Annotated in this window: 23 protein-coding genes; 20 read left to right on the top strand and 3 right to left on the bottom strand. The window is 67.9% G+C overall.

What is annotated here, in order from left to right:
- The first annotated feature begins 53 nt into the window (after window positions 1–53).
- The 18 genes from ACOCEP_RS03770 (at window position 54) to ACOCEP_RS03685 (ending at window position 16055) form a co-directional block, all read left to right on the top strand.
- Window positions 54–401: a MerR family transcriptional regulator gene (locus tag ACOCEP_RS03770; protein ID WP_482335776.1), complete on the top strand. Its 348-nt coding sequence runs from the start codon at window positions 54–56 to the stop codon at window positions 399–401.
- Window positions 402–408: 7 nt separating this feature from the next.
- The gene (locus ACOCEP_RS03765) at window positions 409–957 is read left to right on the top strand and encodes an HD domain-containing protein (RefSeq protein ID WP_482335775.1); all 549 of its coding nucleotides are present in this window, start codon (window positions 409–411) and stop codon (window positions 955–957) included.
- A gap of 84 nt (window positions 958–1041) precedes the next feature.
- On the top strand, window positions 1042–1908 hold the full coding sequence (gene prmC / locus ACOCEP_RS03760) for a peptide chain release factor N(5)-glutamine methyltransferase (RefSeq protein WP_482335773.1): 867 nt from the start codon (window positions 1042–1044) through the stop codon (window positions 1906–1908).
- 177 nt (window positions 1909–2085) lie between these two features.
- Complete coding sequence (locus ACOCEP_RS03755) at window positions 2086–4071, top strand: M6 family metalloprotease domain-containing protein (protein ID WP_482335772.1); 1986 nt, start codon at window positions 2086–2088, stop codon at window positions 4069–4071.
- An 85-nt stretch (window positions 4072–4156) separates the two neighbouring features.
- Window positions 4157–4807 (top strand): L-threonylcarbamoyladenylate synthase, encoded by a 651-nt coding sequence (locus ACOCEP_RS03750; protein ID WP_482335771.1) that lies wholly within the window; start codon window positions 4157–4159, stop codon window positions 4805–4807.
- Between the two features lie 114 nt (window positions 4808–4921).
- Complete coding sequence (locus tag ACOCEP_RS03745) at window positions 4922–6073, top strand: glycosyltransferase family 4 protein (RefSeq protein ID WP_034308959.1); 1152 nt, start codon at window positions 4922–4924, stop codon at window positions 6071–6073.
- A gap of 55 nt (window positions 6074–6128) precedes the next feature.
- Window positions 6129–6584, top strand: a complete 456-nt coding sequence (locus ACOCEP_RS03740) for a Cg1360 family ATP-synthase-associated protein (RefSeq protein WP_482335770.1) — start codon at window positions 6129–6131, stop codon at window positions 6582–6584.
- Window positions 6585–6963: 379 nt separating this feature from the next.
- The gene (gene atpB / locus ACOCEP_RS03735) at window positions 6964–7761 is read left to right on the top strand and encodes a F0F1 ATP synthase subunit A (protein WP_478263330.1); all 798 of its coding nucleotides are present in this window, start codon (window positions 6964–6966) and stop codon (window positions 7759–7761) included.
- Window positions 7762–7822: 61 nt separating this feature from the next.
- Window positions 7823–8080, top strand: a complete 258-nt coding sequence (locus ACOCEP_RS03730; protein ID WP_125785136.1) for an ATP synthase subunit c family protein — start codon at window positions 7823–7825, stop codon at window positions 8078–8080.
- Between the two features lie 34 nt (window positions 8081–8114).
- Window positions 8115–8672, top strand: coding sequence for a F0F1 ATP synthase subunit B (locus ACOCEP_RS03725; protein WP_482335768.1), 558 nt, complete (start codon window positions 8115–8117; stop codon window positions 8670–8672).
- A 6-nt stretch (window positions 8673–8678) separates the two neighbouring features.
- Window positions 8679–9509, top strand: a complete 831-nt coding sequence (locus ACOCEP_RS03720; protein WP_482335766.1) for a F0F1 ATP synthase subunit delta — start codon at window positions 8679–8681, stop codon at window positions 9507–9509.
- A 53-nt stretch (window positions 9510–9562) separates the two neighbouring features.
- Window positions 9563–11200, top strand: a complete 1638-nt coding sequence (gene atpA / locus ACOCEP_RS03715; RefSeq protein WP_482335765.1) for a F0F1 ATP synthase subunit alpha — start codon at window positions 9563–9565, stop codon at window positions 11198–11200.
- 11 nt (window positions 11201–11211) lie between these two features.
- Window positions 11212–12150, top strand: a complete 939-nt coding sequence (locus ACOCEP_RS03710) for a F0F1 ATP synthase subunit gamma (RefSeq protein WP_482335764.1) — start codon at window positions 11212–11214, stop codon at window positions 12148–12150.
- The gene (atpD, locus tag ACOCEP_RS03705; protein WP_038508936.1) at window positions 12150–13574 is read left to right on the top strand and encodes a F0F1 ATP synthase subunit beta; all 1425 of its coding nucleotides are present in this window, start codon (window positions 12150–12152) and stop codon (window positions 13572–13574) included. Before ACOCEP_RS03710 ends, atpD begins: the two co-directional genes overlap by 1 nt.
- A gap of 114 nt (window positions 13575–13688) precedes the next feature.
- Window positions 13689–14054: a F0F1 ATP synthase subunit epsilon gene (locus tag ACOCEP_RS03700; protein WP_044852809.1), complete on the top strand. Its 366-nt coding sequence runs from the start codon at window positions 13689–13691 to the stop codon at window positions 14052–14054.
- A 25-nt stretch (window positions 14055–14079) separates the two neighbouring features.
- Window positions 14080–14514 (top strand): DUF2550 domain-containing protein, encoded by a 435-nt coding sequence (locus ACOCEP_RS03695; protein ID WP_482335763.1) that lies wholly within the window; start codon window positions 14080–14082, stop codon window positions 14512–14514.
- Window positions 14515–14589: 75 nt separating this feature from the next.
- Window positions 14590–15825 carry a 3-phosphoshikimate 1-carboxyvinyltransferase gene (gene aroA, locus ACOCEP_RS03690; protein WP_482335762.1) on the top strand — a complete coding sequence of 412 codons (1236 nt, stop codon included), beginning with the start codon at window positions 14590–14592 and terminating at the stop codon, window positions 15823–15825.
- Window positions 15826–15896: 71 nt separating this feature from the next.
- Window positions 15897–16055: a hypothetical protein gene (locus tag ACOCEP_RS03685; RefSeq protein WP_482335761.1), complete on the top strand. Its 159-nt coding sequence runs from the start codon at window positions 15897–15899 to the stop codon at window positions 16053–16055.
- A gap of 73 nt (window positions 16056–16128) precedes the next feature.
- Here ACOCEP_RS03685 and ACOCEP_RS03680 read toward each other — a convergent pair whose 3' ends face one another.
- Window positions 16129–16701, bottom strand: a complete 573-nt coding sequence (locus tag ACOCEP_RS03680; protein WP_482335760.1) for a cob(I)yrinic acid a,c-diamide adenosyltransferase — start codon at window positions 16699–16701, stop codon at window positions 16129–16131.
- A 61-nt stretch (window positions 16702–16762) separates the two neighbouring features.
- On the opposite strand from ACOCEP_RS03680, the gene murA reads away from it, so the two are divergent.
- A complete protein-coding gene (gene murA, locus ACOCEP_RS03675) occupies window positions 16763–18037 on the top strand; it encodes a UDP-N-acetylglucosamine 1-carboxyvinyltransferase (RefSeq protein WP_482335759.1) in 1275 nt (424 codons plus the stop codon).
- A gap of 79 nt (window positions 18038–18116) precedes the next feature.
- Here murA and ACOCEP_RS03670 read toward each other — a convergent pair whose 3' ends face one another.
- Both ACOCEP_RS03670 and ACOCEP_RS03665 read right to left on the bottom strand, forming a co-directional pair.
- Entirely contained in the window at window positions 18117–18749 is a 633-nt protein-coding gene (locus ACOCEP_RS03670; protein ID WP_482335758.1) for a LysE family translocator, read from the bottom strand.
- Window positions 18750–19057: 308 nt separating this feature from the next.
- Complete coding sequence (locus tag ACOCEP_RS03665; RefSeq protein WP_482339561.1) at window positions 19058–20275, bottom strand: IS110 family RNA-guided transposase; 1218 nt, start codon at window positions 20273–20275, stop codon at window positions 19058–19060.
- 415 nt (window positions 20276–20690) lie between these two features.
- Between ACOCEP_RS03665 and ACOCEP_RS03660 the strand changes: the two genes are divergently transcribed.
- Window positions 20691–21257 carry a YdbT family protein gene (locus tag ACOCEP_RS03660; RefSeq protein ID WP_482335756.1) on the top strand — a complete coding sequence of 189 codons (567 nt, stop codon included), beginning with the start codon at window positions 20691–20693 and terminating at the stop codon, window positions 21255–21257.
- The last annotated feature ends 12 nt before the right edge of the window (window positions 21258–21269 follow it).

Here is a 21269-nt window from a genome sequence, read left to right as displayed (position 1 = left end):
GACGTTAGGTACTGACATCGATGTGAAGGTCAAACTCGGATGACGGGGGTCACATGCTGATCGGCGAGCTGTCCCGGCGGACCGGCGTGAGCCAGCGGCTGCTGCGCTACTACGAGGAGCAGGGGCTGCTGGTTTCGCGACGCGACGCCAACTGCTACCGCAGCTTCGGCGAAGACGCGGTCACCACGGTGCGGCAGATCCGCGCCCTCCTCGCGGCCGGGCTGAGCACGCAGGTCATCGCGAAGGTGCTGCCGTGCGCCACGGGTGAACTGCCCGAGCTGGACCTGTGCCCGACCGTGGTGGCGGAAATCCGGCGCGAACTGGCCGAAATGGACGACCGCATCGACACGCTCCGGCTGCGGCGCGGGACACTGGCCGGATATCTCACTCTCGACGCGTAGGAGAACTGTGGACGCCCTGGCCAGATTCGGGTTCGAACTGGGTGTGCTCAAGCGGATCCGGCGGGCCGGGTGGTGGCAGGCGGGGGTCCGCGACCCCGAATCGGTCGCCGAGCACACCGCCAGGGTCGCGCAGCTGGCCGGTCTGCTCGCGGCCGAGGGCGGCGCCGATCCGGCGAAGGCGGCGTATCTCGCGCTCTGGCACGACACGCAGGAGACGCGGACCGGCGACCTTCCGCACACGATCAAGGGTTTCGTCGAGAAGCCGGACCCGCGGGCGATCACCGCCGCCCAGACGTCGGCGCTTCCCGGCGCGGCGCGTGACTCGGTGCGCGACGCCGTCGACGAATACGAGTCCGCGGAGAGCCCGGAGGCGCTCTACGCGCGCGACGCGGACAAGCTCGAAATGTTGCTTCAGGCCGTCGAGTACCGCGACGTCGGTGTACGGAACGTAGACGAATGGATCGCTTCGGCGACGAAGAGCCTTCAGACCGACCTCGCGAGGCGGGTGGCCGAAGCGGCGCTGACGTTGTCGTCGCTCTCGTGGCGGGTGAGGTGAAAGGAATCGATACCCTGGGCGCGCGTGTATCGACCCCGGCACGCGTGCCTCGTGTGTCAGGCTTGACTCTGTGAAGGAACACCAGTGAACCGGCAGCCGTTGCGCCTCGCCATCATGGAAGCGACCCGCATCCTCACCGAGGCCGGTGTGGCGTCACCGCGTTCGGACGCGGAACTGATCGCCTCCCATGTCCTCGGCGTCGAACGCGGCCGCCTGCCGATGGTGCCGCTGGTGGACCCTCCCGTCATCGACGCGATCGGCCAGCTCGTGAACCAGCGGGCCAAGCGGATCCCGCTGCAGTACCTCACCGGCTGGGCCGCGCTCGGCGACGTCACGGTCAATGTCGGCGCCGGGGTGTTCGTCCCGCGGCCGGAGACCGAACTGCTCCTGGAATGGGGCCTCAAACTGCTGCACGGGCGCGAGTACCCGGTGGTGGTCGACCTGTGCACGGGGTCGGGCGCGCTGGCGCTGGCCGTGCAGCACGCGCGGCCGGACGCCGTCGTCTACGCGGTCGACATCGACGCGCAGGCGCTCGCGTGGGCCCGGCACAACGCCGACGTGCATGCCGACGCGGGGGACACGCCCATCCGCCTGTACTCCGGCGACGTCGCGGACAGCACGATGTTCGCCGAGCTCGACGGCCTCGTCGACCTGGTCCTGTGCAATCCGCCGTACGTGCCGGAAGGCACGCCTGTGCCGACGGAGGTCGCCGAGCACGACCCGCCGCGGGCTGTGTTCGCGGAAGAGAGCGGGCTGGCGGTGATCCGGCACGCGATCGCCGCGGCCGCGCGGCTGCTGCGGCCCACCGGCGGGATGGCGATCGAGCACGACGACACACACGGCTCGGCCGTCCCGGCGCTCGTGCGCGCGCGACGGGTGCTGACGGACGTCCAGGGACACCTCGACCTCGCCGGCCGGCCGCGTTTCGTCACCGCTTTGCGCGTCTCCTGAACCCTCGCGTTTCGTCCTCTGGTTGCGGTCCTTGCACGCGCAACTACCGCAACCAGAGGACGAAACGCGGGAATAGTTAGCGAGACTCACGACTTCCGGCGGTGCCCAGGACAAAGGCCGCCTCCTAACGTCGATCACGGCCGCCTCATCGGCGGTCCGACTGGGAGGTGTACCCCGATGCGATCGTCTCTCCGACGAACCCCGCTCAGAACATTCGCCGTCCTCGCCACCGTCGTGCTGCTGCCGGGTCTGGTCGCCCAGCCCGCGTCCGCCGAGGCGCCGGTGAAAGGCTGGCCCGCCCCGATCGACGGGTCGACCTGGGAGAACCAGGACCACATGACGTGGGACGACTACCGCAAACCGCCCGGCACGAACTGGGCCGACCCCGCGCTGAAGCCGACGAAGCGGACCTTCAAGGGTGCCGTGGTGCTCGCGGACTACCCCGATCAGGAGTTCGCGGTCACCCAACCGGCGCACTCGACGGTGTTCGGCAACCCCGGCCCCGCCGCCAGCGACATCCCGCGCGCTGAGGTCGCGAAGTTCTACCAGGACTTCCTCAACAAACCGCAGGCGATCAACCGCGGCCACACCATCAACGAATACTGGATGGAGGACTCCGGCGGCCGGATGGGGGTCGACCTGACCGCGTTCGGGCCGTACCGCCTGCCCGGCAAGTCCTTCGAATACGGCATGGAGTTCCAGCCCGACGCCTGTCCGCCGGACGCGAACTGCAAACGCGACCTGCGCGCCGACGCGGGCGCGGCCTGGCGGGCGGACGTGGGTGACGTCGCCAAGCAGTTCGACTTCGTCTTCTATCTCTCCGCCGGCCAGGACGAGAGCGCGACCTGGCAGGAATTCGGCGTGATGAAGTTCGGCGAGCCGGGCAATGTGCCCGACGAATTCGGCCCCGGTGTCGCCGGAATGCCGAACGCCGCCTCGACCCGCTACGTGCCGTGGACGTCGTGGAAATCGGCGGCGAGTATCTGGCCGAACGCGGTCACCGGTTCCTCGACCCAGGCCGAAAGCTCGGGTCAGGCGGTTTACGCGCACGAATTGAGCCATATCCTCGGCATCGGCGACAATTACAACAACCCGTTCGGCACTCCGCCGTCCAGGACCTACACCGGTCCGTGGGAGATGATGTCGCGCGGCAGCTTCAACGGACCCGGCGGACCGCACACGCGCTGGCAGATCCCGGCGACGCAGGGCGGCTCGATGGGTTCGCACCACATGCTGCGCACCAAGATGAAGCTCGACATCATCGACCAGGACGACGTTCTCAAGCTCGACCGGAACTCCCTCGCCACGACCGGTCCGGTTTCGGCGAGGATCACGGCGCGTTCGGTCCTTCCCGGACAGGGCGCCTACAGCGGCATGAACATCGCGCTGACCGGCGGGGACCTTTCGCCGAAATGCGACCGGTCCAAGGATCCGTTCTGCGACGGCGGCGGATACCACAATTACACCGTCGAGGTCGTCGACCGGATGGGCAGCGATTCCTTCGCTCCCGATTCCGGGGTGCTCATCGCTAAGACGAAGAACCAGGACAACGCGCCGTTCGAATGGATCGTCGACGCGAATCCGGCCGACATCGGCATGACCGACTACAAGAAGCCGGACGGCACCGCGGTGCCGATCACGATCGGCGACTACCGCCAGCTCAACGACGCGGCGTTCAAGGCGGGCACCGGTTCCGCGAGCAAGTACGAGTACACCGACGAGGCGAACAGGCTGAAGTTCCTCGTCTCGGACGTCGAGCGCGACCGCAAGGGCGTGCTGTCGTACGTCGTCACGGTGGCTTCGCTCGACGGAGCGGGCCCGCGGGCCAGGGGCGTTTCGCTGTGGCCGTCGGCCCCGGCGTTCGCCAAGCAGGGCCTGGCGAGCTGCTCGTTCCCGGTGCTCAACACCGGTGACGCGAAGGGGGCGGCGGCGCCGTTCGACACCGACACCTACCGCCTGAGCGCGTCCACCAACGCGAAGGGGTGGGAGGTGCGGCTGCCGAACGAACTGTCCACCGTCCCGTTCGGCAAGCGGTCCTCGGCGACGGCGCACGCCAAACGGGCCGCGGGCGGTGACCACGTCGCGCACATCAAGCTGACCGCGACGTCGATCGCGGATCCGGCGAAGACGGCGACGTCGTTCTGCACCGCTTTCGCCTTCTGACGATCGTGGGTCTCGTGAGTGGTAAGGACGGTTCTAACCGTCCTTACCACTCACGAGAGATCGGGCAGCGCTACGCTCACTGGCCATGAGCGCGGTGTACGACTGCAGCAAGCGTGAATCGCGGGCCGACGGGCTCGCCGCGGCGGCGAGCGCGGTGCGCTCCAGCCGCCTCGTCGTCCTCCCGACCGACACGGTCTACGGGATCGGCGCGGACGCCTTCGACAGCGGCGCCGTCCAGTCCCTGCTCCGCGCCAAGAACCGCGGCCCGGACATGCCGGTCGGCGTGCTGGTCGGCTCCTGGTCCACTGTGGACGGACTCGTGCTCGGCACGCCGCCGCAGGCCCGCGCGCTCATGGAGGCCTTCTGGCCCGGCGACCTCTCCATCGTCCTGCCGCACGCGCCGAGCCTGCAGTGGGATCTGGGGCAGTCACGCGGAACGGTGATGCTGCGGATGCCGCTGCACCCGGTCGCGCTGGAACTGCTGCGGGACGTCGGCCCGATGGCGGTCTCCAGCGCCAACGTCTCCGGGCAGCCGCCCGCCTCCACCGCGCAGGAGGCCGTCGACCAGCTCGGTGACAGCGTCGCGGTGTACCTCGACGGCGGATCCACCGGCGAACCCGTCCCGTCCACGATGGTCGACCTCACCGGCGACGACCCGGTCGTCCTGCGGGAGGGCGCGGTCAGCCGGGCCGCCGTCGCGGAGGTACTGGGCGTGCCCGCGGAGTCGCTCGCCTAGCCGCCACGCGTGATCGGACGGATGGCACCTGGTGACGTCAGGACCGTTGGCCGCAGTATCCCACGCACGCGGTAGCGTGTTCGAGTGACTTGGACCTCGGTGGCGTAACGCGTCATGCCTCCTACGCAAGGCCTCCCGATCCGGGAGTACATCCTCGTCGCCCTCACCGCGGCGGCCGTGACCTTCCTGCTCACCGGCGTCGTGCGCCGGGTCGCCATCCGGATCGGCGCGATCGCCAACCCGAGGGCCCGCGACGTCCACGTCACCCCGATCCCGCGGATGGGCGGGATCGGCATCTTCCTCGGTGTCGCCGCCGCGATGGGGCTCGCGCACCAGCTGCCCGCGCTGAGCCGCGGTTTCGACTTCTCCTTCGACTCGCTGGGTGTCCTGCTCGCCGCGGGCGTGATCTCCCTGATCGGCGCCCTCGACGACCGGTTCGAGCTGGACGCGTGGACGAAGCTGGCCGGCCAGGTCATGTGCGCCGGGATCCTGGTGATCTTCGGTGTGCAGTGGGTGTCGTTCTGGGTGCCGTGGGGCGGTGGTGGCGAGTCCTTCGGCCAGGTGCTGGTGCTGGACAAGAACCAGGGCGCGCTGCTGACCGTCGTGCTGGTGGTCGTCATGGTCAACGCGATGAACTTCGTCGACGGTCTCGACGGGCTCGCCGGCGGTCTCGGGTTCATCGCCGCCGCGGCGACCTGCTCCTTCTCCCTCGGCCTGCTCGACTCCTCGGGCGGCGACGTCGGCGCGTACCCGCCCGCCCTCATCGCCGCCACGCTCGCCGGGGCCTGTCTGGGCTTCCTGCCGTACAACTTCCAGCCCGCGAAGATCTTCATGGGCGACTCGGGTTCGATGATGATCGGGCTCATGCTGGCCGGTGCGACGACCTCCGCGTCGGGCCGTGTGCCGTACCCGCAGTTCAGCGGTAAGGACGCGCTCGCGCTGCTGTCGCCGCTCGTCGTGGTCGCCGCGGTGCTGTTCGTGCCGATGCTCGACCTGATCATGGCGGTCGTCCGCCGCACCCGCCGCGGCGAGAGCCCGTTCGCCGCGGACAAGATGCACCTGCACCACCGCCTGCTGGAGATCGGCCATTCCCAGCGCCGCGCGGTGCTGCTCATCTACTTGTGGGCCGGCCTGCTCGCGTTCGGCGCCGTTTCGGTCACGTTGTTCGACAGCGCCGCGGTCTTCTGGATCGTCGGCTTCGGTTTCCTGCTGGCGACGCTGGTGTCGATCGTGCCGAGGCTGCGGTCGCGGAACCGGACCGCCTGAACCGCGCGATCCGGACGCGCCTACACTGGCGGGCTGAGACGACCAGGGAGTTTCTGTGAGCGAGACCGAAAAGACCGTCGAGGCGGAGGAGAACCCCCACGCCAAGGTGGTCCTGCAGGCGGCCAACGCGATGACGAGGGCTTCCCTGATCGCGACCCCGCCGGTCGTGCTGGCCTGCATCGTGCTCTTCACCATCCTCAATGGACTCCCGGGCCTGTACGGCTCGGTGATCGGCGGCGTGCTCGCCATCCTGTCGTCCCTCGCGACCCTGGGCATGATGCGCTTCAGCGCGGGCATGGACCCGATGTTCGTGATGGTGATCGCGCTCGGTGGTTACGTCCTCAAGATCCTCGTCCTGTTCGGGGCGCTGACCCTGCTGCGCGGATGGTCCGACCTGCACCCGATGTCGTTGGGCATCACCATGATCGCGGCCATTCTCGTGTCCGCCGCCGCCGAGTTCGCGGCCTTCCGCAAGACCAAGATCCCGACGATCATCCCGGCTTCCCGCTGATTTCGGGACCCAGGTCCTGACCTGGGGCGGGACCTAGGTCCTCGGCCGATCAGGGGCAATGTAGTACGCCTGTACGGCCTGTCGGAACCTGCTGATATGGTCCGCGTATGGGCGGCGGCCTCGGCTGCCGGCTCCTGATGACGAACCCCGAACAGCAGTGTGGCGACGGCGTTGAATCGTCCCTCATTACCCGCTGGTAGGCGTCTGTCTCCCGGGAGCACTGCATCGAGAATCCTCGTGTGCGGAACGTGAAACCGTGTTCAGCACATCGTGGGGTGGCCGCCTCCGACGGCCCGATACGTGTCGGGTACGTTAAGTCCAGATCGTGACGATTCCCCCGGCGGAGTGAACGCCGGCCGGGAGAACCGGAAGGAGCCCAGTGGGCGCGCTGGTACTAGCCGAGGGTGCGGAGTTCACGCCGCCTGGCGTCAAAGACTTCAACCTACCGCCGTTGTTCGGCTCCGGCTATTGGTTGAGCTTCACCAAGCCGATGTTGCTGGTGGTCATCTCCCTGATCATCATCGTCACCTACTTCATGGTGACGTCGCGCCGGTTGAAGGTCGTCCCCTCCAAGGGGCAGTTCATGGCCGAGAGCATCTACAACTTCGGCCGCAACAACATCGCGCGTGAGCAGATCGGCTCCGCCGATTTCAAGCCGTTCATCCCGTTGATTCTGGGACTGTTCAGCTTCGTGCTGGTGAACAACCTCTTCGGGATCATCCCGTTCTTCCAGTTCCCGACCATGGCCCGGGTCGGTTTCCCGGTCGCCCTCGCGTTCCTCGTCGTTTACCCGGTGTACCACTACGTCGGGTTCAAGCGCCACGGCTTCAAGGGTTACCTGAAGAAGGAACTGGCGCCGGCCGGTATTCCCGGATTCGTTCTGCCGCTGTACTCCACGATCGAGTTCGCGCAGAAGTTCTTCATCGCGCCGGCCACGCTGGCCATCCGGGTTTTCGCCGCGATGTTCGCCGGGCACCTCATCATCATGGTCTTCACGCTCGGCGGGAGTTTCCTGCTGACCGAGGGCGAAGGCATCGTGAAGGTCGCGTCGCCGGTGGCGTTCCTCTTCGCCATCGCGATGACGTTCCTGGAGGCCTTCATCCAGATCCTGCAGGCGTACATCTTCGCACTGCTGTCCGCAGGGTACATCGGCGCCGCGCTGGCGTCGGAGCACTGAGAAACACCAAAAGCCCCCGATCCGCGTGAGTCGCGCGGACCGAGTTTGAAGGGAAACGCACGTGAGCAACATCGTTCTTGCGCAGGCTGCCGAGGCCGCTTCCAACATCAACCCGGGTCTCGCCGCCATCGGCTACGGCCTCGGCGCGATCGGCCCCGGTATCGGTGTGGGTCTGATCTTCGCCGCGGTCATCAACGGCACCGCCCGTCAGCCGGAGGCCCAGGGCAAGCTCCAGGGCATCGCCTTCTCGACCTTCGTGCTGACCGAGGTGCTCGCGCTGATCGGTATCGTCATCTACTTCCTCGCCTCCGGCGCCTGAGTTCTTCCGACTCAACTCGCTTTAAGGAGACGTTGTGCTGAAGACCGAATTGGTGTTGGCCGCCGGAGACGCGCCCAACCCGATCCTGCCGCACATTCCCGAGCTCATCCTCGGATTCGTCGCCTTCCTTCTGCTGCTGTTCGTTCTGAAGAAGTACGTCGTTCCGCGTTTCGAGGCGACCTACGAAGAGCGGACCAAGCTGATCGAGGGTGGCATCGAGCGGGCCGAGAAGGCTCAGGCCGAAGCCGAGGAAAACCTCGCGCAGTACAAGGCGCAGCTGGCGGAAGCCCGTTCCGAGGCCGCGAAGATCCGCGACGACGCCCGGCTCGAAGCCGAGCAGATCAAGGCGGAGCTGCGGGCCGAGGCCGAAGCCGAGTCCCAGCGCATCGTCGCCCAGGGGCAGGCTCAGCTGCAGGCCCAGAAGGCGCAGATCATCGCCGAGCTGCGCGCCGAACTCGGCCGTAACTCCGTCGAGCTGGCCAGCCGCATCGTCGGCGAGTCGCTCGCGGACGACGCGCGTCGTCACGGCACCGTGGACCGGTTCCTTGCCGAGCTGGAGACCGCCGGTGCTGCTGGCGGAGCGGGGAAGTAGACCAGAATGACGCTGCATGCTGCGAGCCGTGAAGCGCTCGACCTCGCCGAGAAGCGTCTCGGCGAGGTTCTGGCCGAGGCAGGCACGGCCCCGACTGTGTCCTCCTCGGTCGGCGACGAGCTGCTTTCGGTCGTCGCCCTGCTGGACCGGGAGATCGGCCTGCGCCGGGCCGTCGCCGACGGTTCGGCCTCGTCCGAAGCCCGGATCGGCCTCGCCCGCGGGATCCTCGCGGGCAAGGTTTCCGAACCGGCCCTGCAGGTGCTCGACTCCGTGGCGGGCAGCCGCTGGTCGAGCCCGCGCGAACTGACCGACGGGCTCGAGGCCCTCGGCCGCTCGGCGCTGCTCACCAGTGCGGAGAAGTCCGGGAACATCGACGCTGTCGAAGACCAGCTGTTCCGGATCAGCCGTATCGTCGCGGGTGAGCCGGAGCTCGAACGGGCACTGTCCGACCTGACCGCCCCCGCCGAGGCGAAGCGGACCCTGGTCCGCACCCTGTTCGCCGACAAGGTGGACGTGGTCACCAAGACCCTCGTCGAGCAGGTCGTCCTGCGCGCCAAGGGCCGTGGGGTCGGCAACGCCCTCGAAGAGCTGGTCCAGCTGGCCGCGGAACGCCGTGAACGCTCGGTCGCCCGGGTGACCAGCGCGAGCGCGCTGTCCGACGAACAGCAGGCCCGGCTGAGCGAGAAGCTCAACGCCCTTTACGGGCGGCAGCTCGCGCTGCACGTCGAGGTCGACCCGTCACTCGGCGGCGGACTCGTCGTCCGCGTCGGCGACGAGGTCATCGACGGCAGCACCGCGGGGCGGATCGACGCCCTGCGTCGCCGGTTGGCCGGCTGACCCACAACAACGACTTTGCACACTGGCAAGAACGAAGCGAGAGCGGGAACGAAATGGCGGAGCTGACGATCTCCTCGGATGAGATCCGTAGCGCGATCGAGAACTACGTCTCGAGTTACGCCCCGGACGTGAGCCGGGAAGAGGTCGGCGTCGTCGTCGACGCCGGTGACGGTATCGCCCACATCGAGGGCCTTCCCTCGGCGATGGCCAACGAGCTGCTCGAGTTCCCCGGCGGGGTCCTCGGCGTGGCGCTGAACCTGGACGCGCGCTCCATCGGTGCCGCGATCCTCGGTGACTTCGAGACGGTCGTCGAAGGCCAGGAAGTCAAGCGGACCGGTCAGGTCCTCTCGGTTCCGGTCGGCGAGGGCTACCTCGGCCGGGTCGTGAACCCGCTGGGCGCCCCGATCGACGGCCTCGGCGAGATCGAGACCACCGACCGCCGCCCGCTGGAGGTCAAGGCCGCTTCGGTGGTCGAGCGCCAGCCGGTGTCGGAGCCGCTGCAGACCGGTATCACCGCCATCGACGCGATGACCCCGATCGGCCGTGGCCAGCGTCAGCTGATCATCGGTGACCGCAAGACCGGTAAGACGGCCGTCGCGGTGGACACGATCATCAACCAGAAGGCCAACTGGGAGACCGGCGACCCGAAGAAGCAGGTTCGCTGCATCTACGTCGCGGTCGGCCAGAAGGGCTCCACGATCGCCGCGGTCAAGAAGTCCCTCGAGGACGCCGGCGCGATGGAGTACACCACCATCGTCGCGGCCCCCGCGTCGGACTCCGCCGGCTTCAAGTGGATCGCGCCGTACACCGGCTCGGCCATCGGCCAGCACTGGATGTACGAGGGCAAGCACGTCCTCATCGTGTTCGACGACCTGACCAAGCAGGCCGACGCCTACCGCGCGATCTCGCTGCTGCTGCGTCGCCCGCCGGGCCGTGAAGCCTTCCCCGGCGACGTCTTCTACTTGCACTCCCGTCTCCTCGAGCGTTGCGCGAAGCTCTCGGACGAGCTGGGCGCGGGCTCGCTGACCGGTCTCCCGATCATCGAGACCAAGGCGAACGACGTGTCGGCCTACATCCCGACGAACGTCATTTCGATCACCGACGGTCAGTGCTTCTTCCAGTCGGACCTGTTCAACGCCGGTCAGCGCCCGGCCATCGACGTGGGTATCTCGGTTTCCCGCGTGGGTGGTGCCGCGCAGGTCAAGGCGATGAAGGACGTTTCGGGTTCGCTCCGTATCGACCTGTCGCAGTACCGCGAGCTGGAGGCCTTCGCGGCCTTCGCCTCGGACCTCGACGACGCGTCGAAGGCGCAGCTCGAGCGTGGTGCCCGCCTGTACGAGGTGCTCAAGCAGCCCCAGTACTCGCCGATCCCGGTCGAGGAGCAGGTCGTCACGGTGTACCTCGGCACGAACGGTCACTTCGACACCGTTCCGACCGAGGACGTGCGCCGCTTCCGCGACGAGTTCGTCGACTCCGCGCGTCGCAAGCACGGAGAGCTCCTCAAGGACATCCGCGAGTCGGGCAAGTTCTCCAAGGAGACCGCCGAAGGGCTGGTCGACGCGGTGAACGAGTTCAAGAAGGAGTTCACCACCTCCGAGGGCAAGAGCCTGGTCGAGGTCTCCGACGCGATGGACGCCGAGAAGGTCGGGCAGGAGACCGTCAAGGTCAACAAGCCCGCCCCGAAGAAGTGAGCTGATAGCTCATGGCCGCACAACTCCGAGAACTCCGGTCGCGTATCAAGGCGACCAAGTCCATCGGCAAGATCACCAAGGCGATGGAGCTCATCGCCACCGCGCGCATCACCAAGGCGCGGGCGAAGGTCGCGGCTTCCCGGCCGTACTCGGACGAGATCACGAACGTGCTCTCGGCCCTGGCCGGAGCCTCGGCGAACCTCGACCACCCGTTGCTGGTCGAGCGTCCGAACCCGAAGCGCGCGGCGGTCCTCGTGATCACCAGCGACAAGGGTCAGTGCGGTGGGTACAACTCCAACGTGCTGAAGGCGACCGAGGAGCTCCTCACGCTGCTGCGCGAGCAGGGCAAGGAGCCGGTGCTGTACGTGACCGGCAACAAGGGCCTGAGCTTCTACCGGTTCCGCGGGCGCGAGGTGGCCGAAAGCTGGACGGGCTTCTCCGACCAGCCCGGCTACGTCAACGCCGCGGAGGCCGGTGAGCTCATCGTCGAGTCGTTCCTGAACGGCGCCGACGACGAGTCGGGCAACGCCGACGGCATCCTGGGTGTCGACGAGATCCACGTCGTCTACACCGAGTTCGTCTCGATGCTCACCCAGCGTCCGGTCGCCAAGCGCGTCGCGCCGCTCGAGGTCGAGTACACCGAGGGCGAAGAGGAGAAGCCCGAAAGCCTGCTCCCGAGCTACGAGTTCGAGCCCAGTGCCGAAAAGCTGCTCTCCGCGCTGCTGCCGAAGTACATCAACACGCGGCTCTTCGCGGCGATGCTCGAGTCGGCGGCGTCCGAACTCGCGGCCCGCCGGACCGCGATGAAGGCGGCGTCGGACAACGCGAACGAACTGGTGAACACGCTGACGCGGGAGGCGAACCAGGCCCGCCAGGCGCAGATCACCCAGGAGATCTCCGAAATCGTCGGTGGGGCGAACGCTCTCACCGCAGCAGGAAGTGATGACTGATGACCAGTACTGAAGCCCGTGCCAAGGGGCGCATCGTCTCGGTGACCGGCCCGGTCGTCGACGTCGAATTCCCGCGCGGTTCCGTCCCCGACCAGTTCAACGCCCTCAAGGTCGAGATCGAGTTCGAGCAGCTCCGCAAGACGGTGACGCTCGAGGTCGCCAGCCACCTCGGCGACAACCTCGTCCGCACCATTTCGCTCCAGCCGCAGGACGGCCTCGTCCGTGGCGCCGAGGTCACCGACACCGGCGGCCCCATCACGGTGCCGGTCGGCGACAAGGTCAAGGGCCACGTCTACAACGCGCTCGGCGAGTGCCTCGACGAGCCCGGCTACGGCGAGGACCTCGAGCGCTGGGGCATCCACCGCAACCCGCCCTCCTTCGACCAGCTCGAAGGCAAGACGGAGATGCTGGAGACCGGCCTCAAGGTCGTCGACCTGCTGACCCCGTACGTGCAGGGTGGCAAGATCGGCCTGTTCGGCGGTGCCGGCGTCGGCAAGACGGTGCTCATCAAGGAGATGATCACCCGTGTCGCCCGGAACTTCGGTGGTACCTCGGTGTTCGCCGGTGTCGGCGAGCGCACCCGTGAGGGCAACGACCTCTTCCTGGAGATGTCCGAGGACGGCGTCATCAACGACACCGCCCTCGTCTTCGGCCAGATGGACGAGCCGCCGGGCACCCGTATGCGGGTCGCGCTGTCCGCGCTGACCATGGCGGAGTACTTCCGCGATGTGCAGAACCAGGACGTGCTGCTCTTCATCGACAACATCTTCCGGTTCACCCAGGCCGGTTCCGAGGTGTCGACCCTGCTGGGCCGTATGCCTTCGGCCGTGGGTTACCAGCCGACGCTGGCCGACGAGATGGGTCAGCTCCAGGAGCGGATCACCTCGACCCGTGGTCGTTCGATCACCTCGATGCAGGCGATCTACGTCCCCGCGGACGACTACACCGACCCGGCCCCGGCGACGACGTTCGCCCACCTGGATGCCACCACGGAGCTTTCCCGTGGCGTGTTCCAGAAGGGCATCTTCCCGGCGGTGGACCCGCTGGCGTCGACGTCTACCATTCTCGACCCGGCCATCGTCGGTGAGGACCACTACCGCGTGGCCTCCGAGGTCATCCGGATCCTGCAGAAGTACAAGGAGCTGCAGGACATCATCGCGATCCTCGGTATGGACGAGCTGTCGGAAGAGGACAAGCTGACCGTTCAGCGCGCGCGCCGCATCGAGCGGTTCCTGTCGCAGAACATGCTGGTCGCCGAGGCCTTCACCGGTCAGCCGGGCTCGACCGTGCCGCTGTCGGAGACCATCGAGTCCTTCGACCGCATCACCAAGGGCGACTTCGACCACTACCCGGAGCAGGCGTTCCTGGGTATCGGTGGCCTCGAAGACCTCGAGAAGAAGTACAAGGAAATCACCAAGAAGTGATGTTCCGATGAGCGGCGGGATCAGTGTCTACTGTGGACGCTGATCCCGCCGTTCGCTTACTGGGAACTTCGACTATTACACTCGGTGCCAGCACCTGAGGTGAAGGGAAGCTACGTGGCTGAGATTTCTGTCGAGCTGGTAGCCGTCGAGCGCCGTCTCTGGTCCGGTACCGCCACGTTCGTGGTGGCGCAGACCACCGAGGGCGAGATCGGCATCATGGCCGGTCACGAGCCGGTTCTCGGCCAGCTCGTCGAGGGTGGCGTCGTGAAGGTGACGACCACGGACGGCGAGACCGTGACCGCCGCGGTGCACGGCGGGTTCCTGTCGGTCACCGCGACCGGCGTGAGCATCCTCGCCGAGAGCGCCGAGCTTTCGGACGAGATCGACGTCGACGCGGCCAAGAAGGCGCTGAGCGGCGAAGACGAGCAAGAGCGGGCTAGGGCGACCGCCCAGCTTCGCGCGGCCGGTCAGTCGGTCTGACCGGGCGACGGGCAGGGGCCGGGCCGTGGAAATCGCCGTGGGTGTTCTCGGGGCCCTGACCGTCCTGGCCGTCGTCGTGGCCTGGTATTCGTTGCGGTGGGTCCGGATGCGCCGCGGTGGTGGCGTGAGTGTCGCCCTGCGGTGGCGTCCGGACGAAGCGCGGTCCAGCTGGCATCTGGGGCTGGGCCGCTACGAGGGCGACGAGTTCGTCTGGTTCCGGGTGTGGAGCCTGCGGACCGGCCCGGACCGGGTCTTCCAGCGGTCGAGTATGGAGATCGCGGACCGGCGCGATCCCTCCGGCACGGAGGCGTACGCCGTCCCCGAAGGTTCGATCGTCCTGCGGTGTGAGTCCGCCACGCAGGAGGCGATCGAGATCGCGATGGGTCCCGGTGCCCTCACCGGCTTCCTCTCCTGGCTCGAATCGGCCCCACCCGGGCGCCGCCTCCCGCGCGCCTCCTGAGTTACGCCTTCAATCACGCGAGTTACGCCTCTGATCACGCGAGTTCCGCGTTGGAGCACGTCGTATGCTCACGCCGTGACCATCGTCGACATCCCCGGCTCGAAGTCGATCACCGCCCGAGGCCTGTTCCTCGCGGCCGCCGCCCACGGGACGACCGTACTGGGCAGGCCGCTGCGCTCGGACGACTCCGAGGGCTTCGCCGAAGGCCTCCTCAACCTCGGCTACCAGGTCTCCCGCACCGACGGGGAGTGGACGATCGAGGGCAGGCCGGAGGGCCCCGCCGTCGACAGCGCCGACGTCTTCTGCCGCGACGGCGCCACCACCGCGCGTTTCCTGCCCGCACTGGCCGCCGCCGGGCACGGCACCTTCCGGTTCGACGCCTCCGAGCAGATGCGCGCCCGGCCGCTGGGGCCGCTCACCGACGCGTTGCTGGAGCTGGGCGTCGACCTGACCTTCGAAGGGGCGCCGGGCCACCATCCGCTGGTGGTGCGGGCCGCCGGGATCAAGGGCGGCGAGCTGACCCTGGACGCGGGGCTGTCCTCGCAGTTCCTGACGGCGTTGCTGCTGGTCGGGCCGCTGACGGCCGAGGGGTTGCGGATCACCGTGACCGACCTCGTCTCGGTGCCCTACGTCGAGATCACCATCGCGATGATGCGGCGCTTCGGCGTCGAGGTCGTCCGTGACGGCGACACGTTCGTCGTGCCGCCCGCGCCTTATCAGGCCTGTCGCTACGAGATCGAGCCCGACGCCTCGACGTCCAGCTACTTCTTCGCGGCCGCCGCGCTGACCGGCAATTCGGTGACCGTGCCGGGGCTCGGCGAGGGCGCTCTGCAAGGGGATCTGGCGTTCGTCGAGGTCCTGCGAAAGATGGGCGCGGACGTCGAGGCCGGCCCGGATGCCGTGACGGTGACCGGAACGGGCAGGCTGCGCGGTGTCACGGTGAACATGCGCGACATCTCCGACACCGTGCCGACGCTGGCGGCCATCGCGCCGTTCGCGGACGGGCCGGTGCGGATCGAGGACGTCTACAACACCCGGATCAAGGAATGCGACCGGCTCGCGGCGTGCGAGGAGAACCTGCGCGCGATGGGCGTCTCGGTCGAGACCGGGCGGGACTGGATCGAGATCCGGCCCGGGGTGCCCACGGGCGCGCTCGTGAAGTGCCGGCGAGACCACCGGATCGCGATGGCGTTCAGTGTCGCGGGGCTGCGGACACCGGGGATCACGCTGGACGACCCGGGCTGCGTGAAGAAGACGTTCCCCGGCTTCCACGACGCTCTGGCCTCGCTCCGGGCTTCTTGGGGCGTTTAGGAAACATGGGATCATCACGAAGCGGCATTTCTACCGGCCTTCCGACGTGATGCACGTCTATTCTTCGGACTATGACTCAGAGCGAGGACACGAACCGCTGGAGCCACCTTCCCGAACCCGTGTCCCTGGAGGACACGATCACGATGAAGGCGGTCGACCCGGGCAAGGACGGCACGCCCGACGTCGACCTCGAGCGCTATTGGGCGGCACAGGAGCAGGGCCGATTGTGAGCTGAAGGGCGCTTTCCCCGCATCCGATGGGGGGAAAGCGTCCTTCACCGCGTCTCACGAGGGGAAGTCCCCTTCAGCTCGCCCCGCCGGGCTGCCACAGGATGTCGCCGTCCGGATTCGCCAGCCGCGACAGGATGAACAGCAGATCCGAGAGCCGGTTCAGGTACTTGATCGCCAGCTGGTTCGTCGCGGCCTGCTCGGCCTCGAACAACGCCCAGCCGGACCGCTCCGCCCGCCGCGCGACCGTGCGGGCCTGATGCAGGAAAGCCGCGCCCGGCGTGCCGCCCGGCAGGATGAACGACGTCAGCTTCGGCACGCGCTCGTTGAACTCGTCGCACCAGCCTTCGAGCCGCTCGATGTACCGCTCGGTGATCCGCAGCGGCTCGTACGGCGGGTTCTCCACGATCGGCGCGCACAGATCCGCGCCGACGTCGAAGAGATCGTTCTGCACCGCACGCAGTACCTGCGCGATCTCGTCGGGGAGACCACCCATCGCGAGCGCGAGCCCGATGACGGAATTGGCTTCGTCGACGTCGGCGTACGCACCCAGCCGCGGCGACGTCTTCGGCACGCGGGAGCCGTCGCCGAGCGCCGTGGTGCCGTTGTCGCCGACCTTCGTGTACACGCGGTTGATGCGAACGACCATGAAGCCGACTCTACCGGCCCGGCGTAAGGCAAATCCGGGCGAGAGGGCATGATTGGCGCCCATGAGCGAGCACTTCGACGTGCACGGCGGAGCACGGCTGGTCGGCGAGGTCGACGTGGTCGGGGCCAAGAACAGCGTCCTGAAACTGATGGCCGCGGCCCTCCTGGCCGAGGGTACGACGACCATCACGAACTGCCCCCAGATCCTCGACGTCCCCCTGATGGGCGACGTCCTGCGCAGTGTCGGCTGCGACGTCGTCATCGACGGCGACACCGCCAAGATCACCACGCCTGCCGAGCTGTCGCACCGGGCCGATTCGGCCGCGATGGGCAAGCTGCGCGCGTCGGTGTGCGTACTGGGTCCGCTGGTCGGACGGCTCAAGCAGGCCGTCGTGGCGCTGCCGGGCGGTGACGCCATCGGATCCCGTCCGCTGGACATGCACCAGAACGGGCTGCGCAAGCTGGGCGCCACCAGCACCATCGAGCACGGTTGTGTCGTGGCGAAGGCCGACGGGCTGCGTGGCGCGCAGATCTGGCTGGACTTCCCGAGCGTCGGCGCCACCGAGAACATCCTGATGGCCGCCGTGCTCGCCGAGGGCACCACGGTCATCGACAACGCCGCGCGCGAGCCCGAGATCGTCGACATCTGCACGATGCTGACCGAGATGGGCGCGAAGGTGGAAGGCGCGGGCACCTCCACCCTCACCGTCGAGGGCGTCGAGAAGCTCCACCCGACCGAGCACCGCGTGATCGGCGACCGGATCGTCGGCGCGACCTGGGCGTTCGCCGCCGCGATGACCCGCGGCGACCTGACCGTCCGCGGCGTCAACCCGCACTATCTCGACCTGGTCCTCGACAAGCTCCGCCTGGCAGGCGCCGAGGTCGAGACGTTCGACGACAAGGGTTTCCGCATCGTCCAGAACGAGCGCCCGAAGGCCGTCGACTGGGTGACGCTGCCGTACCCCGGTTTCGCGACCGACCTGCAGCCATTCGCGGTCGCGCTGTCGGCGGTCTCCGAAGGCACGTCGATGATCACGGAGAACATCTACGAGGCCCGGTTCCGCTTCATCGAAGAGATGATGCGGCTGTCCGGCGACGCGCGCACCGATGGCCACCACGCCGTCGTGCGGGGCGTGGAGAGGCTTTCGAGCGCTCCGGTGTGGGCCGCGGACATCCGTGCCGGTGCCGGGCTGGTCCTGGCCGGGCTCTGCGCGGACGGCGTCACCGAGGTCTGGGACGTCTTCCACATCGACCGCGGTTACCCGCACTTCGTGGAGAACCTGAACCGGCTCGGGGCCAGGATCGAACGCGTGGCGGGAGAGCCCGACCGGGCTTGATCGATCGCGCGTGAAGGCCCCCTTCCCTCGGCTCAGCCGAGGGAAGGGGGCCTTCACGCGCGATCAGGGCAGGGCGAGGTCATGACTCGAACACCAAAGCCGCGCCGAAGCCGACCAGCGCGGTGCCGGTGACGCCGTCGAGCGCGCGGCGGACCTTGCGGCGTTCCAGCCAGGCCCGCACGCGGTGCACGAAGAACAACAGCGTCAGCAGCCAGGCCGCGCCCAGCACCGCGACGGTGTATGCGAGCAGCAGCGCGTGCCACGCCGACGTCGTCACCGGGTCGAGGAACTGCGGCAGCACCGACAGGTACAGCACGAGCACCTTCGGGTTGGTGATGTTGGAGAGGAAGCCCTCACGGAAGCGGCGGAAGCCACTCGCCCGTTGCTGCTTCGCCGCGGTGACGCCGGAGTAGTCCCCTCGCCACGCACCGCGCAACGCCTGGAAACCGAGGAAGACCAGGTACGCGGCGCCGACCCATTTGAGCGTCACGAACACCGGCTGCGACTGCGCGATGACGACGCCGAGGCCGAGCGCGGCGGCGGTGCCCTGGACGGCGTTGGCCACGAAGATCCCGGCCGTGGTGAGGAAGCCGCCGCGAGTGCCGCCGGACAGGGAGTTCTTGAGCATCACCATCGTGTCCGGCCCCGGCGCGAGGACGATCAGGACGACGATGACCAGATAGCTGCTGTACGAACTCCACGTCACGGTCACCCACGCTAGACGCCGGGCAGGGGGTGAGTCTCGCGGATTTCGGTCACAGTCCCGAGCGCGCCTTCACGGCACAGCAGACCGGACTTGCCAGCGTAAATACCTAAGTGCCATGGCGTCGGTCGGGCCCGGTGCTCGTCTGAGGTACATGAAGGCCCCCTTCCTTGCGCCTAGCGCAAGGAAGGGGGCCTTCATGTACTTAGGAAGGCTCTTCGGCTGAGCCGAGGGAAGGGGGCCTTCACGCGCGCTGCTGTACCTGTGGCGAGAGCGGCGACCCTGAAGTCCGTGAAGACATCCCTGGGTTTTGTGTGTCAAGCGGCGGTGGTGTTGTGGTGGGCCCAGGCGGTTGTTTCGTTGTAGTGGGTGTGGGTTTTGAGGCATCCGTGGAGGAGGCCGACGAGTCGGTTGGCGAGTTGGCGTAGGGCGGCTTGGTGGCCGGCGCCGCGGGCTCGGAGTGTGTCGTAGTAGGCGCGGGCTCCGGGTGAGGCTTTGAGTGCTGATTGGGCTTGGCGGGTGAGGGCGTCGAGGAGCCGGTCGTTGTGCACGTATCGGGCCCGGATGGTGGTTTTGCGGCCGGAGGCGATGGTCAGCGGGCTGGTCCCGGCATAGTTTTTGCGGGCTTTCGCTGAGGTGTAGCGGGTGGTGTCGTCTCCGAATTCGGCGAGCACCCTGGCGCCGAGGATCTGCCCGAGTCCGGGTTGGGACAGGTAGATCTCGGTGTCAGGGTGCTGGCCAAAAGAGGCCTTCACCTCGGCTTCGAGCTGGGTGATCTGCTCGATGAGGGTGATGATCACCGCGATCAGCGAGCGGGTGATCGCCGCCGAGGCCGTGGTCAGGACCGGGCCACGGCCCAGCGCCGGAGCGCGCAGAGCAGCCTGGATCGCGGCGGCTTTACCCTCGATATCGCGTCGGCGGGCCCGGGTGAGCGCTGCGGCGATCTGCTTGCGGGACAACCGGGCCGCGCTCTGCGGGTCGGGTGCCTTCGCCAGCAACGACAGGGCCTCGGGCGTGTCCAGATCGGGGAAGGCCTCCAGCGCGGCGGGGAAGTAGTCCCGCAGCGTGGCCCGCAACCGCAGCACATGCCTGGTCTTGTCCCAGATCAGCGCTTGGTGCGCGCGGGTGAGCCCCTGCACCCCGTCGGCGAGATCGCTGTCGCCTGCGACCTCACGCAACTGGTGGGCGTCGGTGCGGACCAGATCGGCCAGCACATGCGCGTCACCGGCGTCGCTTTTCGCGCCGGAGACCCCGAGCCGGTCCCGGGCCCGCGCCGATTGCCGCGGGTTGACAGCGAACACCCGATACCCCGCGGCGACCAGCGCCGCCGGCCACGGGCCCCGATCGGTCTCGATCCCGATCAGGACCTGAGAAGGATCGGCGTCCTCGGGCAGGAACCGCGCGAGCAGCCCATGCAACCGGGCGATGCCCTCGACGCCTTCCGGGAGCCGGGCTTTGCCCAGCCGCCGCCCGGTCTGGTCCTGGATCTCCACATCGTGATGATCGGATGCCCAGTCATCACCGACGAACAACACCACGCCGCACCAGCTCCTGCCCTGTCCAGATCATGACTGACGGCCACGCGGAAGAAGATCAACGGCCTAATGGTCGAGTGCTCACACCACACACAGCAGGCACGACATCCCTCTAGTGATCAACTTCTCCCGCTACCAGCGGAGGCGACGGTCTTCACGAAGGTCTCGCACAACCCAGGCCTCACGAGTGCTCACCCGCCAGCAGCCACCACATCCAAGCCTGCCAAACCAGCCCGAACACAACCCATTAGGCCTCCTTCACTACCTTCAGGGTAGGCAAGGAGGCCTTCACGGAACCAGGCCCAAGACGCTCGCGACCCACCCGCGGACGCCCTCGGTAGGTCCGTTCGGCCCGGAATTTCACCGACGAACGGACACTCCTCGACCGTCCCCCGGCCGGGTAGTGTGCCGTGGCATGCATGAGGGGCAGATCGACCTCCTTCCAGGCGAACGGGTCATCTGGGCCGGGCAGCCGGTGCGCAGGCCCCTCTTCAATCCCGGCGACCGGTTCAACGTCCCCGTCGGCCTGCTCTGGCTGGCCGGTGTCACGCTGTTCTTCGCCGCCAACCACGACACGGCGTTCCACCTGGCCGCGTGGGTCGTGCTCACCGCCGCGGGCGTCTTCCATCTCGCCGGAAGGCCGCTGATCCGCTACCTCAGGCTCGCCTCCACGACGTACGCCGTGACGGACGGCCGGGTCATCGCGACCAGTTCGCTCGTCCGCCGCAAGGAGGAGTCCGCGGCGCTGGCCGGCCTGGCCGATCCCGTCGTCACGCCCGGTCCCGGCAAGACCGGGACGATCACCTTCGGCAGGCTCGGCGTGCTGGCGTGGGCGTCGGCGAATTTCGGCGCGGGCACCGGGAAGGACCGGAAGCCGCCGATCATCCTTGTGGGTGTCAGCGACGTGGCCAAAGTGCGCGAGAAGCTCGCGAAAGCCGTCGACGAGGCACGACAGCGCCAGAGATCGATGGCCGGAGAATGACCCGACTGTGTC

This window comes from Amycolatopsis sp. CA-211722 (genome assembly GCF_056828465.1).
Note: the sequence above shows the minus strand (reverse complement) of the source record. Positions and strands in the feature narration are given on the sequence as shown.

Bases quoted from the DNA above. Each gene is read 5' to 3' on its own strand.
- ACOCEP_RS03770 (WP_482335776.1), top strand. From the start codon at position 54: ATGCTGATCGGCGAGCTGTCCCGGCGGACCGGCGTGAGCCAGCGGCTG.
- ACOCEP_RS03755 (WP_482335772.1), top strand. From the start codon at position 2,086: ATGCGATCGTCTCTCCGACGAACCCCGCTCAGAACATTCGCCGTCCTC.
- ACOCEP_RS03750 (WP_482335771.1), top strand. From the start codon at position 4,157: ATGAGCGCGGTGTACGACTGCAGCAAGCGTGAATCGCGGGCCGACGGG.
- ACOCEP_RS03745 (WP_034308959.1), top strand. From the start codon at position 4,922: ATGCCTCCTACGCAAGGCCTCCCGATCCGGGAGTACATCCTCGTCGCC.
- ACOCEP_RS03720 (WP_482335766.1), top strand. From the start codon at position 8,679: ATGACGCTGCATGCTGCGAGCCGTGAAGCGCTCGACCTCGCCGAGAAG.
- atpA (WP_482335765.1), top strand. From the start codon at position 9,563: ATGGCGGAGCTGACGATCTCCTCGGATGAGATCCGTAGCGCGATCGAG.
- ACOCEP_RS03710 (WP_482335764.1), top strand. From the start codon at position 11,212: ATGGCCGCACAACTCCGAGAACTCCGGTCGCGTATCAAGGCGACCAAG.
- atpD (WP_038508936.1), top strand. From the start codon at position 12,150: ATGACCAGTACTGAAGCCCGTGCCAAGGGGCGCATCGTCTCGGTGACC.
- ACOCEP_RS03685 (WP_482335761.1), top strand. From the start codon at position 15,897: ATGACTCAGAGCGAGGACACGAACCGCTGGAGCCACCTTCCCGAACCC.
- ACOCEP_RS03680 (WP_482335760.1), bottom strand. From the start codon at position 16,701: ATGGTCGTTCGCATCAACCGCGTGTACACGAAGGTCGGCGACAACGGC.
- murA (WP_482335759.1), top strand. From the start codon at position 16,763: ATGAGCGAGCACTTCGACGTGCACGGCGGAGCACGGCTGGTCGGCGAG.
- ACOCEP_RS03660 (WP_482335756.1), top strand. From the start codon at position 20,691: ATGCATGAGGGGCAGATCGACCTCCTTCCAGGCGAACGGGTCATCTGG.